General features: G+C 71.7%; 16 protein-coding genes and 2 riboswitches. Of the genes, 11 read left to right on the forward strand and 5 right to left on the reverse strand.

What is annotated here, in order from left to right; genetic code table 11:
• Positions 1-81 precede the first annotated feature (81 nt).
• Positions 82-549, reverse strand: coding sequence for a hypothetical protein (locus Q6350_RS13135; protein ID WP_304603181.1), 468 nt, complete (start codon positions 547-549; stop codon positions 82-84).
• An 84-nt stretch (positions 550-633) separates the two neighbouring features.
• Here Q6350_RS13135 and Q6350_RS13140 point away from each other — a divergent pair, with 84 nt between their 5' ends.
• A complete protein-coding gene (locus tag Q6350_RS13140; RefSeq protein ID WP_305066418.1) occupies positions 634-1947 on the forward strand; it encodes an MFS transporter in 1314 nt (437 codons plus the stop codon).
• Between the two features lie 42 nt (positions 1948-1989).
• Here the strand turns inward: Q6350_RS13140 and serC are convergent, their stop codons facing one another.
• Positions 1990-3117 carry a phosphoserine transaminase gene (gene serC / locus Q6350_RS13145; protein ID WP_304607567.1) on the reverse strand — a complete coding sequence of 376 codons (1128 nt, stop codon included), beginning with the start codon at positions 3115-3117 and terminating at the stop codon, positions 1990-1992.
• Positions 3118-3156: 39 nt separating this feature from the next.
• Between serC and Q6350_RS13150 the strand changes: the two genes are divergently transcribed.
• The 5 genes from Q6350_RS13150 to Q6350_RS13170 all read left to right on the forward strand — a co-directional run bounded on the left by Q6350_RS13150 (position 3157) and on the right by Q6350_RS13170 (position 8519).
• Entirely contained in the window at positions 3157-3858 is a 702-nt protein-coding gene (locus Q6350_RS13150; RefSeq protein WP_304603184.1) for a metal-dependent transcriptional regulator, read from the forward strand.
• Positions 3859-3993: 135 nt separating this feature from the next.
• A riboswitch (cyclic di-AMP (ydaO/yuaA leader) is annotated at positions 3994-4157 on the forward strand.
• Between the two features lie 2 nt (positions 4158-4159).
• The gene (locus Q6350_RS13155) at positions 4160-4957 is read left to right on the forward strand and encodes a C40 family peptidase (RefSeq protein ID WP_304603185.1); all 798 of its coding nucleotides are present in this window, start codon (positions 4160-4162) and stop codon (positions 4955-4957) included.
• Positions 4958-5220: 263 nt separating this feature from the next.
• Positions 5221-5385: riboswitch (cyclic di-AMP (ydaO/yuaA leader) on the forward strand.
• Between the two features lie 2 nt (positions 5386-5387).
• On the forward strand, positions 5388-6236 hold the full coding sequence (locus Q6350_RS13160; RefSeq protein ID WP_305066420.1) for a C40 family peptidase: 849 nt from the start codon (positions 5388-5390) through the stop codon (positions 6234-6236).
• Positions 6237-6437: 201 nt separating this feature from the next.
• Complete coding sequence (locus tag Q6350_RS13165) at positions 6438-7388, forward strand: universal stress protein (protein WP_304603187.1); 951 nt, start codon at positions 6438-6440, stop codon at positions 7386-7388.
• A gap of 123 nt (positions 7389-7511) precedes the next feature.
• Complete coding sequence (locus Q6350_RS13170) at positions 7512-8519, forward strand: DUF559 domain-containing protein (RefSeq protein ID WP_305066422.1); 1008 nt, start codon at positions 7512-7514, stop codon at positions 8517-8519.
• 58 nt (positions 8520-8577) lie between these two features.
• On the opposite strand, the gene Q6350_RS13175 is transcribed toward Q6350_RS13170, so the two are convergent.
• Together Q6350_RS13175 and Q6350_RS13180 are read right to left on the reverse strand one after the other, a co-directional pair.
• Positions 8578-9402 (reverse strand): ABC transporter permease, encoded by an 825-nt coding sequence (locus Q6350_RS13175; protein ID WP_171247090.1) that lies wholly within the window; start codon positions 9400-9402, stop codon positions 8578-8580.
• A complete protein-coding gene (locus Q6350_RS13180) occupies positions 9399-10418 on the reverse strand; it encodes an ATP-binding cassette domain-containing protein (protein WP_305066423.1) in 1020 nt (339 codons plus the stop codon). The genes Q6350_RS13175 and Q6350_RS13180 overlap by 4 nt, the downstream gene beginning before the upstream one ends.
• A 106-nt stretch (positions 10419-10524) precedes the next feature.
• Between Q6350_RS13180 and Q6350_RS13185 the strand changes: the two genes are divergently transcribed.
• A complete protein-coding gene (locus tag Q6350_RS13185; protein WP_305066424.1) occupies positions 10525-12003 on the forward strand; it encodes a serine hydrolase in 1479 nt (492 codons plus the stop codon).
• 19 nt (positions 12004-12022) lie between these two features.
• Here the strand turns inward: Q6350_RS13185 and Q6350_RS13190 are convergent, their stop codons facing one another.
• Positions 12023-12778, reverse strand: coding sequence for a GntR family transcriptional regulator (locus tag Q6350_RS13190; RefSeq protein WP_305066425.1), 756 nt, complete (start codon positions 12776-12778; stop codon positions 12023-12025).
• A 240-nt stretch (positions 12779-13018) separates the two neighbouring features.
• Here Q6350_RS13190 and ehuB point away from each other — a divergent pair, with 240 nt between their 5' ends.
• Genes ehuB through Q6350_RS13210 form a run of 4 tightly spaced genes read left to right on the forward strand, consistent with a single transcriptional unit; the run spans position 13019 to position 16196 of the window.
• Complete coding sequence (ehuB, locus tag Q6350_RS13195) at positions 13019-13981, forward strand: ectoine/hydroxyectoine ABC transporter substrate-binding protein EhuB (RefSeq protein ID WP_304603193.1); 963 nt, start codon at positions 13019-13021, stop codon at positions 13979-13981.
• A gap of 4 nt (positions 13982-13985) precedes the next feature.
• A complete protein-coding gene (gene ehuC / locus Q6350_RS13200) occupies positions 13986-14738 on the forward strand; it encodes an ectoine/hydroxyectoine ABC transporter permease subunit EhuC (protein WP_304603194.1) in 753 nt (250 codons plus the stop codon).
• The gene (ehuD, locus tag Q6350_RS13205; protein ID WP_171247095.1) at positions 14735-15379 is read left to right on the forward strand and encodes an ectoine/hydroxyectoine ABC transporter permease subunit EhuD; all 645 of its coding nucleotides are present in this window, start codon (positions 14735-14737) and stop codon (positions 15377-15379) included. Before ehuC ends, ehuD begins: the two co-directional genes overlap by 4 nt.
• A 28-nt stretch (positions 15380-15407) precedes the next feature.
• Positions 15408-16196, forward strand: coding sequence for an amino acid ABC transporter ATP-binding protein (locus tag Q6350_RS13210; RefSeq protein ID WP_171247096.1), 789 nt, complete (start codon positions 15408-15410; stop codon positions 16194-16196).
• The last annotated feature ends 61 nt before the right edge of the window (positions 16197-16257 follow it).

Consider the following 16257-nt stretch of genomic DNA (forward strand, 5'->3'; position numbering starts at 1 on the left):
AGATGCCGCCTCGCACCGGTGCGAGGCGGCATCTTTCCTGCCCACAGCCCCGAGCGGGGCGGAGCGGGCGGGCCGGGTGGTTCAGGCCGCGGTGTCGACCGCGACCTGCCCGTCGGCGAAGGTCATGTTGGTGACCGTGGTGCCCGGGTAGCGGTGCGCCACGAGACGCTGCACGTCCAGCGCGATGCGCGCGTCCGGGCGGATCTCCACCGAGCCGGGCGGCAGGCCCTTGGCGGCCAGCACCGACTCGATCCGGCTCTTGGCCAGGCCGAGCAGCTTGTGGGCGGGCAGCCCGCCCGCGGAGGCGTCGACGCTCAGCACCGCGACGCCGCCGTCGAACTCCTCGACGCGCAGTCGCGTCCGCACGGCCGGGACCAGCCGCGTCGCCATCTTGAGGGGGCCCGGGAGGTTGTTCACCGCACGGGCGTCGGCGACGACCTCGAGGACGTCGCCCCGGCCGCCGACGTCGGTGACGAAGCGGGGCAGGGTCGTGCCGCCGAGGAGGCCGAGGGTGTGAAGGGTGTCTGCAAGAGTCATTTCGGTGCGCACCCGCGACAGGGTAATGGAACGGACGAACCGGACTGAACCCCCGGGGGAATACATCTCGCCGTGCGATGGTTGACCCGGGCGCTGATGAGTGCCACCTTCTCCTCCCTCCGCTACCCGAACTACCGCCTGTGGTTCGGCGCTGCCCTCGTCGCCAACATCGGCACCTGGATGCAGCGCATCGCCCAGGACTGGCTGGTGCTCACCGACCTCACCGACGACTCCGGCGTCGCCGTCGGCATCACCACCGCCCTGCAGTTCCTGCCGTTCCTGCTGATCGGCCCCTGGACCGGGCTGCTCGCCGACCGCCTGCCCCGCCGGCAGCTCCTCATGGCCACGCAGGGCGCGATGGGCGTCCTGGCCCTCGGCCTCGGCGTGCTCGTGCTGTCCGGCGCGGCCGAGCTCTGGCACGTGTACGCCTTCGCGCTCGGCCTCGGGGTCGCGACCGCCTTCGACAACCCCGTGCGCCAGGCCTTCGTCGCCGAGCTCGTGCCCCCGGAGCGGCTGTCCAACGCCGTCGGCCTCAACAGCGCGTCCTTCAACGCCGCCCGACTGGTCGGACCGGGCGCCGCCGGCCTGCTCATCGCCGCCGTCGGCTCGGGCTGGGTGTTCGTCATCAACGGCCTGACCTTCGCCGCGACGATCGCGGCCGTGGCGCTCATGCGCCCCGCCGCCATGTGGCTCAAGGACCGGGCACCGCGCGGCAAGGGGCAGATCCTCGAGGGTCTGCGGTACGTGCGGGGACGCTCCGACATCGTCGTGATCATGGTGGTCATGGCCGTCGTGTCCACCTTCGGCCTCAACTTCCAGCTCACCAGCGCGATGATGGCGCGGGTCGAGTTCGACCGCGGCGCCGGCGAGTTCGGGCTGCTCGGCTCCGTGCTGGCGATCGGGTCGCTGACCGGCGCGCTGCTCGCCGCCCGGCGCGAGCGCCCGCGGGTGCGGCTCGTCATCGGTGCGGCCTTCGCCTTCGCGGTCGCGACGGCGGTCAACGCCCTCATGCCGACCTACTGGCTCTACGTCGTCACGACCATCCCGGTCGGCCTGTCCGCGCTGACGATGATGACCGCGGCCAACTCCACCATCCAGACCTCGATCGACCCGGTGATGCGCGGGCGGGTCATGGCCCTCTACATGATGGTGTTCCTCGGCTCCACGCCGATCGGCTCACCCGTCGTCGGCTGGATCGGCGAGGCGTTCGGGCCGCGCTGGTCGATCCTCGTCGGGTCGATCACCACCCTCGCCGTGGCGCTCGCGGCCACCGTCTGGGCGATGCGGTCCTGGCGCGTCACGGTGCGCTACCGGCTGCTGCGCCGACCGCACCTCGAGGTCGTCTATCTCGACCCGCCGGTCCCGGCCGGGGACGAGCCGGTCCCGGCGGAGCGGGCCCGGCCGGCCTGACGTCGGGCGCGCCGGCCGCGCTCGCCGTCCCCGTCAGCCTCGTCAGCCGAGCCGGTCGACCACGTAGGTGATGCACTCCGTGAGCGCCGCGACGTCGTCCGGGTCCACCGCGGGGAACATGCCGACGCGCAGCTGGTTGCGGCCCAGCTTGCGGTAGGGGAAGACGTCGAGGATCCCGTGGTCGCGGAGCAGCCCGACGACGGCCCCCGCGTCGACCGACGGGTCCAGGTCGATCGTGCCCACCACCGGGGAGCGCTCCGCCGGGTCGGTGACGAAGGGTGTCGCCCACGGCGTCGCCGCCGCCCAGCCGTACAGGACCTGCGCCGAGCGCTCGCAGCGGCGCACGGACCAGTCCAGCCCGCCGTGCTCGAGCAGCCACTCGACCTGGTCGGCCAGCATGACCAGCGTCCCGACGGCGGGGGTGTTCAGCGTCTGGTCCTGGCGGGAGTTCTCCAGCGCCGTGGTCAGCGACAGGAACTCCGGCACCCACCGGCCGTCGCCGGACGACTCCACCTCCCGGGCGCGCTCCACGGCCGCCGGGGAGCACAGCGCCAGCCACAGGCCGCCGTCGGCGGCGAAGGCCTTCTGCGGGCCGAAGTAGTAGACGTCGGTCTCGTGCAGGTCGACCGGCAGCGCGCCCGCACCCGAGGTCGCGTCGGTCAGCAGGAGCTGGTCGGGGCCGCCCGGGCGGCGCACGGGGGCGACCGCCCCGGTCGAGGTCTCGTTGTGCGGGGTGGCGTAGACGTCCACGGCGTCCGACGGCGTCAGGTGGGCCACCGTCCCGGGTGCGGCCTCGACCACCTCGGGGTCGTCGAGGAAGGGTGCCCGGGCGGTGGCGGCGGCGAACTTGGCCCCGAACTCCCCGAACACGGCATGCTGGGCCCGCCGTCGGACGAGGGACGCCGTGGCGACCTCCCAGAAGGCGGTCGACCCGCCGTTGCCGAGGGCCACCTCGTACCCCGCGGGCAGGTCGAACAACTCGGTCAGGCCCGTGCGCACCCGGTGCACCAGATCCTTGACCGGGGCCTGCCGGTGCGAGGTGCCCAGCACCGGGCGTGCCGGGTCGCCGGCCGCGACGAGGGCCTCGACCTGGCCCGTGCGCACCTTGGACGGGCCGGAGCCGAAGCGGCCGTCGGAGGGCAGCATCGACGCGGGGATCTGGAGGGTCATGCGAATAGACTAGGCCCGGGCCTCAAGACGGGAGCGGACGTGACGGACCTGATCGACACCACCGAGATGTACCTGAAGACGATCTACGAGCTGGGTGAGGAAGGCATCACGCCGCTGCGCGCCCGGATCGCGGAACGTCTGGGGCACTCGGGCCCGACCGTCTCCCAGACGGTCGCGCGGATGGAGCGGGACGGTCTGGTCGTCGTCACCGGTGACCGGCACCTCGAGCTGACCGCCGACGGTCAGGAGAAGGCCGTGCGGGTCATGCGCAAGCACCGTCTGGCCGAGCGTCTGCTCACCGACGTCATCAAGCTCGACTGGCCGCAGGTGCACAACGAGGCCTGCCGGTGGGAGCACGTCATGAGCGACCTCGTCGAGCGTCGGCTGGTGACCCTGCTCGACCACCCGCACCACGACCCGTACGGCAACCCGATCCCGGGGCTGTCGGAGCTGGGGGAGCAGTACGAGGAGCTGCCGTTCCTCGAAGGCGTGCAGTCCCTGCCGCTGTACCTGGAGTCCGGGGCCGACGCCTCCGCGACGGTCGTGCTGCGCCGCATCGCCGAGCCGGTCCAGGTCGACGACGAGTTCCTCCTGCGGCTGTCCGACGCGGGCCTCTTCCCGGGCGCGAGCATCGAGGTGGAGCGCGCCGGCGACGACTTCGTCGTCCGTCTGGTCGACGGTGACGGTGCCCTGGAGCTGCCGGAGGAGCTGGCCAAGCACCTCTTCGTCGCAGCCCGCTGAGATCTCGACGCGACGCATCGGACGCGAGACGTGACCGGAGCGTGACATCGGCGGGGAGGTTCCGGTACGGTCAGACTCGCTCGCGCGGGTGTCTCGCGCGAGTACCGGGACGGGCGCCTAACCCTGTCACCGTCCTGGTTCCCACGGATGACCGCACGACAGGGGCGGGGGACCCACGATTCGGGCACCGGTGACGGTGTCCTCGGGGTGAAGTCCCACGGTTCGTACGGACCGCGGGGCCGGGTGTTTTCTCCCACCCGAACCCGACAGCTGACCTCGTAGGCGAACGGAGAGGTTGAACGTGACTGCTCGCAGCATGCGCGGTAAGCACCGCGCCGCACGCCGCCCCATGATGGCGGCCCCCTCCGCGGCCGCAGGCCGTCGGGCTGCTGTGGTGGCGACCGCCGGTGGTCTCCTGGTCTCCACGATCGGTGGCGCGAGCGCCGCCCACGCGGCGCCGGTGGACGCGGACGCGGCCAAGAAGCTGAGCACCGTGGACCTGGGTGCGCTGACCGACCAGGCGCGCCAGGCGCTCGAGGCGGCCCCGGTGGTCACCGTCGACGCCGAGGCCAAGGTCCAGGTCGAGCGCGTGACGCCCACGATCGTCGAGCGGGCGGACATCAAGGCCGCGCCGGAGCCCGAGCCGGAGCCCGTGCGCGAGGCGGCGCCGTCGCGCTCCTCCGAGCGCGAGTCGCTCTCGAGCTCGTCCTCCTCCTCCTCGACGACGACGTCCTCCTCGGCCACCACGGCCGTGCCGGACTCCGCCGTCGGGTCGACGATCGTCTCCATCGCCTCGCGCTACGTGGGCGTCCCGTACGTCTCCGGTGGCACCACGCCGTCCGGCTTCGACTGCTCCGGGTTCACCCAGTACGTGTACGCCCAGGCCGGTATCTCGCTGCCGCGGTCGTCCTCGGACCAGCGCTACGCCGGCAGCGTGGTCTCCCGCTCCGCCGCGCAGCCGGGCGACCTCATCTGGACCCCGGGCCACATCTCCATCTACGCGGGTGGCAACACGCAGATCGACGCCCCGCGTCCGGGCAAGACGATCCAGTTCCGGAACATCTGGCAGTCCAACCCGACCTTCATCCGAGTCGGCTGAGACGCCGGCACCTCGTGCCGAGGGCCCTGTCGCGCGCAGAGCGCGGCAGGGCCCTCTGTCGTGCCGCGAGGTGCTCCCGGGGGTCCCGGACGCCGGACACCCCTCGAGGGACTCAGCGGGGGGCGCAGTGCCCTCTGCGGGGCCCCTCGGACGTGTATCGCCGCAGATCGTGATCGAAACGTGACATCGGGGCGTGTATCAGATACCGTTCTCGCGTCCGGTGGAGCAGTCTGCCGGACCTCGACCGGACGCCGAGCCCTGCCGCCGGTCGGGAACCGAGACCCTAGGCAGGGGCGGGGGACCCACTCTCGGGCACCGGACACGGTGTCCTCGGGGTGAAGTCCCACGGTTCGTCCGAACCGTGGGGCCGGGTGATTTCTCCCACCCGAACCCGACAGCTGACTTCGTAGGCGGACAGGAGAGGGAACACGTGAACGCACGCACCACGACGCGCGGTCGGCACCTGGCCGCCCGCCGCCCCATCACCGCACCATCTGCAGCCGCGAGCCGTCGTGCTGCCGTGATGGCCACCGCCGGCGGTCTGCTGGTCTCCACGATCGGTGGCGCCACCGCCGCGCACGCCGCGCCCGTGGACTCGGACGCGGCCAAGAAGCTGAGCACCGTGGACCTCGGTTCGCTGACCGACCAGGCCCGCGAGGCCCTGGAGTCCGCGCCCGTGGTCACCGTCGACTCCGGTGCCAAGGTCCAGGTCGAGCGCGTGACGCCGAAGATCGCCGAGAAGGCGGACATCAAGGCGGCGCCCGAGCCCGAGCCCGAGCCGGAGCCCGTGCGCGAGACGACCACCTCGCGCTCCGCCGAGCGGGAGCCCACGTCGACGTCGACGTCGAGCTCGTCCTCGTCGTCGTCCTCGTCCTCGTCGAGCACGACCGAGAGCTCCAGCTCCAGCTCCTCGACGCCGACGGCCGACAGCTCGCGGGGTTCGCAGGTCGTGTCCATCGCGGCCCGCTACCTCGGCACGCCGTACGTCGTCGGCGGCGCCTCGCCGTCCGGGTTCGACTGCTCGGGCCTGGTGACCTACGTGTACGCGCAGGTCGGCGTCTCGCTGCCGCACTCCTCGAGCGCGATCCTCAGCGCGTCCAACACGACGCAGATCTCGCAGTCGTCGGCGCAGCCGGGCGACCTCATCTGGTCCCCGGGGCACATCTCGATCTACATCGGCAACGGCCAGCAGATCGAGGCCACGCGCCCCGGCGGCTGGACCGTCCGCCAGTCCAGCCTCTGGCAGTCCAGCCCGACCTTCCTGCGGGTCACCGGCTGACCGACGCCTCGACCGTCCGCCCCGACGCCCCGGCACTCCTCGTGAGTGCCGGGGCGTCGTGCGTCCGGGCACGGCCCGGCCCCCGAGCGCGCCACGCGGTGTCGCCGGGCGGCCTTTGCTGCGTCTTGCGGGGCGCTTTCGTTAGGCTTGAACCAGGCGGATGCCGGACGGCGAGGTCCGGACGCAGACGGGAGGCGCGAGATGACACGTCCTGAGGTCGTCCTGGTGGGGGTCGACGGTTCCGACGCGAGCATGCACGCCCTGGACTGGGCCGCGGCGTACGCGGCACGTGTCGGGTGGAGCCTGCACGTCGTGTGCAGCTACTCGTTGCCGTCCTTCACGGCCGCCTCCCTGGACGGCGGCTACGCGGCCCTCGACGACACCGCGATCGCCGAGGGGGCCAAGGCGGTGCTGTCCGAGGCCACGGCAAGGGTCGAGGGGATCGGCGTCCCGGTCACGGGGACGGTCGCCACCGGGGACGCCGCCGGGGTGCTCGTCGAGATGTCCGCGGAGGCGTGCCTGGCCGTCGTGGGGACGCGCGGGCGCGGCGGATTCACGGAGCGTCTGCTGGGGACGGTGTCCTCGGCGCTGCCGGCCCACGCGCACTGCCCGACGGTGGTCGTGCCCTACCGGCAGGAGGTCGCCGAGACCGACGACCCGGAGCGGCGCGACGGCGACCGGATCCACGACGTGCGGCGGATCGTCGTCGGGGTCGACGGGTCGCCGACCGCGGAGATCGCGTTGCGGCACGCCGTCGAGCAGGCCGAGACCTGGGACGCCGAGCTCGTCGCCGTGGCCGGGGTCCCGCTGGGCAGCGGGGCCGGCGTGCTGGCGTGGCTGCCGTCCCAGATCGACCACGAGCAGATCCTCGACGACGTCAAGGCAGGTCTGGACGTCATCGTCGACCGGGTCGCGGCCGAGCACCCGGGGCTGACGATCAAGCGCCACGTCCTGGACGGGTCCGGTGCCGAGCTCCTGACGGAGTTCTCGGGCGCGGCGGACCTCGTCGTGGTCGGTTCGCGGGGGCGGGGCGGGTTCCGCGGGCTGCTGCTCGGGTCGACGAGCCAGGCCGTGCTGCACCACTCCAAGTGCCCGGTGCTCGTGGTCACCCGCCGGTGCGACGAGGAGCTGCAGGCCGACTCGGCCGCCTGACCGCCTGTTGTGGGCATGAAATCTGCAGCCCGACACGGGTCCGCGCCTGCAGATTCCATGCCCACAACGTGGGGTTGTGGATGACGGGCCCGCGGCGGGGCATGGTTCTGCCACGGTCGTGGCGTGCTGCGAACCACGGCGGAGGGACCCACCCCTGAACCGTTCCGCGTCGCCGACGCGCTCGCTCAGGGGGCGGACCCCGCCGCGCTGCGCCGGGTCGACCTCGACGCGCCGTTCCACGGCGTCCGCGCCCCTGCCGCGTCCGTCTCCGACCTGGAGGGTCGGTGCCGGGCACTGATGGCCGTGCTGGACGACGGTGTCGTCTTCAGCCACGTCACGGCGCTGCGGCTGCTCGGGGTCGACGTGCCGTGGACCCTGCGGCACGAGGCGGGCGACGGCGCGCCGCCGCACGTCGTCACCTCGCGCGAGGCCGACCGACCGCAGCGTCAGGACGTGGTCGCCCACCGGTCGCGGCAGGAGCTCCTGGACACCATGGTGGTCCGAGGGCTCCCGGTCACCACGCCGGCGCAGACGTTCGTGCATGTCGCGGCAGGCCTCCGGGTGCCGGACGACGTCGTCGTGCTCGGTGACGCGATGATGCGGCACCGGCGCGAGCTCGTGCTGCCCGCGCAGCTGGCCGACCTCGCCGGACGGACGCAGAAGGTCAAGGGGATCGCCCAGGTCCGCGCCCAGGTCCCGCGGGTCCGACCCGGCACCGACTCGGTGATGGAGACGCGGGCCCGCCTGCGGCTCACCGACGCGGGCCTGCCGGAACCGCTGGTCAACGCCACCCTCCGGCTGGCCGACGGGACCTACGTCAAACGCTGCGACCTGCTGTATCCGGACCACCGCGTGATCGTCGAGTACGACGGCGACCAGCACCGCAGCGACCGCGCGCAGTGGCGCGACGACGTGAGGCGACGGCGCTGGACGGAGCGGCTCGGGTACACCGTCGTCGTGGTGGTCGGTGACGACTTCGTCGAGGCGCTCACGGCAGGGGCGGGGTCCGTCGTCGACCGCGTGCGTGCTCTGCTCGCCGGGCCGGTGCCGCCGCTGCCGCCCCGAGCACCCCGGACCGTGGCCGTCCCGTACGTGCTCTCCGCGCCACCCGCCACCCCGTTGTGGGTATGAGATCTGCCGGTCGACCGGGCGTGTCGGCTGCAGATTTCATGCCCACAGCTGGCAGGGGTCAGCGGCGGTTCCGGTACAGGTACATGGTGATCGGCGCGAAGATCGCCGTCATCACCACGGCCGAGACGAGCACCGTCACGATGTCGCCGGTCACGGGGACGCCGGCCATGAGGCCGCGGATCGCCGTCACCAGGTGCGAGACCGGGTTGACGTCCACGAACGCCTGCAGGCCCGACGGCATCGTCGAGGGGTCGACGAAGATGTTCGAGGCGAACGTCAGCGGCATCAGCACCATCATCGACACGCCCATCACGGCGTTCGGGGTGCGCAGCAGCAGGCCCAGGATGGTGAAGATCCAGCTCAGCGCGAACGCGAAGACGAGCAGCAGCGCGACGCCCGCGACCACGCCCAGGACGCCGCCGGCCGGCCGGAACCCGATGAGCAGCCCGAGCCCGATGCACATGATCGACGCGATCGTGTATCGCACCTGGTCCCCGAGCAGCGCCCCGACGATCGGGGCGGGCCGCCAGATCGGCAACGACCGGAACCGGTCGAAGACCCCCTTGGTGATGTCGGTGTTCAGCGTGTAGCCGGTGTACACGGTGACGATGATGATCGTCTGCACCAGGATCCCCGGCAGCAGGAACTGGATGTAGGCGTCCGTGGACCCGGCCAGCGCCCCGCCGAACAGGTACGTGAACATCAGCGTGAAGATCACCGGGGAGACGAGCACGTCGAAGAGCTGCTCCGGCACGTGCTTGATCTTCAGCAGGGCGCGCCACCCGAAGGTCAGGGAGGTCGAGACCGCGGAGGGCCGCGCCGGCCGCTCCTCCAGCGCGACGGCCTCCCGCAGCGTCGTGGTGCTCAGCTCGGTCGCGGTCATCGGGACATCTCCTGCTCCATCGCGGGTTCGTCGGAACCCTGGTCGTCCTCCGGCAGGGGCCGGCCGGTCAGCGTCAGGAACACCTCGTCCAGGCTGGGCTGCCCGAGGGAGAACTCCGGCACCTCGATCCCGGCCTCCCCGAGCGCCGGCAGGACCTGCGCGACGTGGTGGGTGCCGTCGTCGGGCACCCGGGCCGTGAGGGCGTAGGGGTCGGTGGGCAGCGTCGGCTCCGTGCCGAGCACCCGGTGCACGATCCCGGCCGCCTCGGCGCGCCGGGAGGCGTCGGCCAGGCGCAGGGCGACCGCCCCCTGGCCCACGGAGTGCTTGAGCTCGCTGGACGTGCCCTCGGCGATGAGCCGGCCGTGGTCGATGACCCCGATGCGGTCCGCGAGCTGGTCGGCCTCCTCGAGGTACTGGGTGGTGAGCAGAACCGTGGCGCCGTCCTCCACGAGCACCCGCACGATGTCCCACACCTGGTTGCGCGACCGCGGGTCCAGGCCCGTCGTGGGCTCGTCGAGGAACAGCACGCGGGGTGACAGCACGAGCGACGCCGCGAGGTCGATCCGACGCCGCATGCCTCCGGAGTAGGTCTTGACCTGGCGCCCTCCGGCGTCGGTCAGGCCGAAGGCGGCGAGCAGGTCGTCGACCCGGCGTCGCGCGGCCGGGCCCCGGAACCCGTACAGCCGGGCCAGCATCAGCAGGTTCTCGGTGCCGGTGAGGTCCTCGTCCACGGACGCGTACTGGCCGGTCAGCCCGACCGCGGCCCGGACCGCGTCGGCCTCGGCGACGACGTCGTGCCCGAGGACCTTCGAGGTGCCCGCGTCCGGCCGCAGCAGGGTGGCGAGCATGCGGACGACCGTCGTCTTGCCCGCCCCGTTGGGTCCGAGCAGGCCGTACACGCTGCCGGTCGGGATGGACAGGTCGACGCCGTCGACCGCCTTGGTGGTCTTCTTGCCGGAGGTGAAGTGCCGGACGAGTCCGGCGGCCTCGACGGCGAGCTGAGGCGATGCGGTCATGAGGTCTCCTCGATGGTCCTGACGTCAATCTAGAACGTAGGACGAGGGACCGACAGGGGATTCATCGCCGGCCGACACGGGATCCCGGGGTCGCTAGGGTTTCGCCATGATCTCCCGCACCTCGCCCCGGGCGCGCGTCGGCGCGACCGCCGACCGCCTGAACGTCGCCTACCTGGCCGACTGGGTCGCCACGCAGGCGGGACTGGCCCGGCTGCCGGGCGTGCAGTACGCGGTGAGCGTCGACGGCGACCTCGTGCTCGACGGTGCGTGGGGCGTCACCGACCTCACCTCCGGCACACCGCTGCGGACCGACCACGTCTTCCGGGTCGCCTCGCACTCGAAGACGTTCACCGCCACTGCGGTCGCCCGGCTCGTCGACGCCGGCCGGTTGCGGATGGACGACCCGCTGTCCCGGCACGTCGCCGAGCTCGGCGGTACCGACGTCGGGCAGGTGACGGTCCGCGAGGCCCTCGGGCACACCGGCGGGATGCTGCGCGACGGTCGCGACGCCGACTACTGGCAGCTCGCGACCCCGTTCCCGGACCGCGCGACCCTGCTCGACGAGGTCCTGAACCACGGCCAGGTGTACGGCCGCGGCGAGCACTTCAAGTACTCGAACCTCGCCTACGGCCTGCTCGGCATGGTGATCGAGGAGGTCACCGGCGCGTCGTACGCGGACCACGTCCGGGCGGACCTGCTCGAGCCCCTGGGCCTGGCCGACACCTCGCCCGAGCTGGACGACGACGTCGCCCGCCGCGCCGTCGTCGGCCACAGCGCCCGCGCTCTCGCCGCCCCGGGCCTGGCCACGACGTTCGCGGACGGCCGGCTGCCGGTCGCTGCGGTGACGACGGGAGCGCTGGCCGCGGCCACCGGCTTCTGCTCCACGGCACGCGACCTGGTGCGCTGGGCCGACGCGCACGCGGGCGGGGCGACGCTGGTCCGCCCCGAGACCCGCCGGCTGCTGCAGCGGGACGAGTCGGTGATCGACCGTCCGCACAGCGCCCGGCGCGGCTACGGCCTGGGCTTCGAGAGCCGCGTGGTGGACGGACGGCGGCTGGTCGGGCACTCGGGTGGCTTCCCGGGGCAGATCACGCGGACCTGGTTCGACCCGGAGGAGCGGATCGCCGTCGCGGTGCTGACGAACGCGATCGACGGCCCGGCCGACGTGCTCGCGCTGGGGATGCTCGGGCTGGTCGGTGCGGCGCTGGACGGGACGGACCCCGAGCACGGGAAGAACCCGGATGCCGGGGACGACGCTCCGGACGACGCCGCCGCCGCGCACCCGTTGGACCGGTGGACCGGCCGGTTCGCGAACCTGTGGGGGATGACCGACCTGGCCCGGCTGGGCGACCGGGTGTGGGCGATCGACCCGCGACGTGCGGACCCGTTGGACGGAGCCGAGCGGCTCACGGTCGACGGCGACGTGCTGCGGCCGGAGCCGCACGCCGGGTTCGGCCCCGTGGGCGAGCCGATCCAGGTGCTGCGCGACGCGGCGGGTCTGCCGAGCGCCGTCGTCGTCGGCGGGATGACGTCGTGGCCGGCGGACGCGTTCGAGCGGCAGCGGCGGGCGCACGCCGCGGGCTAGGTGCCGCCGGCCCGACCGGTCACAGGTGCAGGGGGTCCAGGTGCGGGGGCGGCAGCGGGCTGGGGTCCTCGAGGGTCTCCGCGCCGACGGACTCCGGGGCGAGGAGTCGCATCACGGCGTCGTCCAGGTTCGCCCGGATCGCCGCCTCCAGCCCGTCGGCGTCACGGGCCTCGAGCCGCTCCACGAGCGGCGCGTGCGCTTCGGCCGCGTCCTTGCGCACGACGTACACCTCGCTGACGGTGAAGCTGGCGATGCGTACCTCGACGATGAGGGTGCTCATCCACCCCATCAGCCAGGCGTTGCCGCTCGCCGCCACCAGCTGCCAGTGCAGGTTGAGGTCCGCGGCGCCGACGCGCAGCGCGTCGTGGGTCGCGTCGGCGCGGGCCAGCTCCTCGTGCGCCGTGCGGACGGCGGCGATCTGCTGGTCGGTGGCCTGGTCGACGGCGATCCGGGCCGCCGAGGTCTCCACCGTCGCGCGCGCCGCGTAGAGCGGGCGGACCTGGTCGCGGCCGATCTGCCGCACCGACAGGCCGCGCCCCGGTGTGGCGACGACGAGACCCTCCGACACCAGCCGTTGCGCCGCCTCGCGGAACGGGCCCCGGCTGACACCGAGCTGCCGGGCCACCTCGATCTCCCGGATCGGCGACCCCACCCGCAGCGCGCCGGTGTAGATCGCGTTGCGCAGCTCGACGGTGATGAGGTCGACCGTGGACGGCCGGGTGACGCGCGAGAGGGTCGGTGCGGCACCGGGTGCGGGACGGTGTGACGGGGGCATGGAGCTCCTTCCGAGGTCACGACACGACAACGATCCGGGGCCGTGGATGTTGCCAGCAGGTATCGCCGGGTGACTTCCGCCGTGCCGAGCGGCGTGATCACGCCGATTCTGCGATTGTAGGACAATCAGACGCAACGACACGCCCATTGTCGGATCGTTCAGAACGCGGCTACCGTAACGAATTGTCCACACATCCAGCCCCGCAGCGTCACGCGTCCGGGGCGACGGAAGGAGACTCCCGTGCAGTCCATCAGGACCACGCATCGCCGCCGGGCCCTGGCCGCGGCCGGCTCTGCTCTCGCTCTGACCGCCCTCGCTGCGTGCTCGAGCGTCGACGACGGCTCGGACAGCGGCGACAGCGGCGGTGACAGCGGCGACGGCGAGTCGATGTCCACGCTCGCCGACCTGCAGGAGGCCGGCTCCATCAACGTCGGGTTCTTCGGCGAGGTGCCCTACAGCTACGAGGAGGACGGCGAGCTCACCGGTGCCACCATCGAGCTGGGCCGTGCCATCTACGGCGAGCTCGGCATCGACGAGGTCACCGGCACCCAGGTCGAGTGGGGCGCCCTCATCCCGGGCGTCAACGCCGACCGTTTCGACGCCGTCAGCGCCGGCATGTCGATCCTTCCCGAGCGCTGCGAGCAGGTGGCGTTCGCGGAGCCGACGATCATGTACACCACGGCCTTCCTCGTGCCCGAGGGCAACCCGGAGGGACTGACCGACTGGCAGTCCGTCGAGGGCAGCGGCCTCAAGCTCGCGGTGACGTCGGGTGCCATCGAGGCCGGCTACGCCAGCGAGACCGACGTCGACGCCATGGAGGTCCCGGACCGCCAGGCCGGCCTGGACGCCGTCGTGTCCGGTCGTGCCGACGCCTACGCGCTGACCGGCATCTCCCTGCGTGCCCTCGCCGAGGAGACCGACCAGCCGGTCGAGGCCACCGAGGCGTTCGTCGCGACGATCAACGGTGAGCCGCAGATCGGTGCCGGTGCGGAGGTCTTCCGCCAGGACGACACCGAGCTCCTCGCCGCGTACAACGACGGCCTCTCCACCTACCTGGAGGACGAGGCCGCCTGGCTCGAGGTCATGGAGCCCTTCGGCTTCAGCGAGACGGAGTTCCCGCCGTCCGGCCTGACCGCCGAGCAGCTCTGCGACCCGGAGCAGGACCTGTCGGACCTCGCCGACGAGCTGGGCATGGACTACTGAACGCATGAGCGATGACATCCAGGAACTCGTCGAGAGGCTCCCACTTCTCGGAGACGCAGTTCTTGTCACGTTGCAGATGACACTGGGCGGGGCTCTCCTCGCCATCGTCATCGCCGTGCTGCTCGGGTTCGGCTCGCGCACCCGGTCCCTCTGGGTGCGCGGGCCGTCCCGCGTCGTCGTCGAGTTCTTCCGCGGCACGTCGCTGGTGGTCCAGCTCTTCTGGCTCTTCTACGTGCTGCCGGTGTTCGGCTTCAAGATGGAGGCGCTCGCCGTGGCCGTCGTGGCCCTCGGCCTCAACTACGGCGCCTACGCCTCCGAGGTCGTGCGCGGCTCGATCGCGTCCGTCCCGCCGGGCCAGTGGGAAGCCGCCACCGCGCTGAACATGACGTGGTTCCACAAGGTGCGCCGCGTCATCTTCCCGCAGGCGTGGGCCCTCATGATCCCGATGCTGGCGAACCTGCTGATCCAGCTGGTCAAGGGCTCGGCGCTGGCGTACTACATCACGCTCCAGGACGTGAACTTCTGGACCGTCGAGCTGCGCCGCGCCACGGCCGACACGTTCTTCAGCTACACGGCCGGTCTGCTCGTCTACTTCATCATCGCGTACCTGCTGACCTGGGGGATGAACATCCTGGAGGAGCGTGCCAAGCGTCGGCTCGGCCGGGGTACCCGACCGAGCCTCCGCGAGACGCTCGGGCTCAAGCCCCGGGGCCTGTACACCCCGAAGGTCCCTGAGCCGACGGGGGGTGCCCGATGAACGACAGCATCTGGGACTGGGACCGCGCCTGGGAGGTTCTCCCCCTCCTCCTCGAAGGGCTCTCGGTCACGATCCAGATCACCGTGCTCGGCATGCTCATCGCGTCGATCCTGGGTCTCTTCATCGCGCTGGCGATGCGCACGCCGAGCCGGTGGGTGACGGCGCCGTTGAAGTTCCTCGTGGACTTCATCCGCATGACGCCTCTGCTCGTGCAGCTCGTGTTCGTCTACCTGCTGCTGACCTGGGTGCCCGGCTACGTGGTCGGCTTCGTCGTGCTCGGCGTGCACTACGCGACGTACATGTCCGAGGTGTACCGCGCCGGCATCGAGGCCGTGCCGAAGGGTCAGTGGGAAGCCGCCACGGCCCTGAACATGGCCAAGGGGCGCACCTGGCGTGCCGTCATCCTGCCGCAGGCGATCCGCAACACCCTGCCCGGTCTGGGCAACTACGCGATCTCCATGTTCAAGGAGACGCCGTTCCTCTTCGCCATCTCCGTCAACGAGATGTACAAGGCGGGGCAGGACTACGGTGCCAACACGTTCTCGTACATCGAGGCGCTGACGATGGTCGGTCTGCTCTTCCTCGCGGTGAGCTACCCGACCTCGCTGCTGGTGCGCAGGATGGAGATCCGCCTTGCCTGACCCGACCAACTCCGCAGAGAGCCAGACCATGACCAACACCTCGGGCGACGTGCCCGCCATCGAGTTCCGGGACGTCGTGAAGCGTTTCGGCGACAACGTCGTGCTCGACGGGCTGAACTTCTCGGTCCCGCAGGGTCAGCGCATCACGCTGATCGGCCCGTCAGGGTCGGGCAAGACGACGATCCTGCGCCTGCTGATGACCCTCGAGGAGCTCAGCGGCGGCCTGATCCTCATCGACGGTGACCCGTACACCCACGAGTACAAGGGTGACAAGTGGGTCGCCGTGCCGGAGAAGCGTCGCCGCGTGGTGCGCAACCGGGTCGGGATGGTCTTCCAGCAGTTCAACCTGTTCCCGAACATGACGGTCCTCGGGAACATCATCGAGTCGCCGATCCACGTGCTCGGCAAGTCCAAGGCCGAGGCCGTCGCCGACGCCGAACGGCTGCTCGAGAAGGTCGGCATGTCCGAGAAGCGGGACTTCAACACCAACGAGCTGTCGGGCGGTCAGCAGCAGCGCGTGGCGATCGCCCGCGCGCTGGCGATGGACCCGGAGATCCTGCTGCTCGACGAGGTCACCTCGGCGCTCGACCCGGAGATCGTGGCCGACGTCCTCGACGTGCTCCGCGAGATCGCGGAGACCACGGACATCACGATGCTGCTGGTGACGCACGAGATGCAGTTCGCCCGCGAGGTGTCGGACCGCGTGCTGATGTTCGACAAGGGGCAGATCGTCGAGGAGGCCGACCCCGAGACGATGTTCACCAACCCGACGCACGACCGGACCAAGGAGTTCCTCAAGGCCGTCCTCGGCGGCTGAGCTCCGCGCAGCGCACCACCCGCGTGACGTGCACGAACGGCCCGGGGTGTCCAGTTCTTCT

It is taken from the genome of Isoptericola sp. b515 (assembly GCF_030588125.1).
Classification (GTDB): domain Bacteria; phylum Actinomycetota; class Actinomycetes; order Actinomycetales; family Cellulomonadaceae; genus Isoptericola; species Isoptericola sediminis.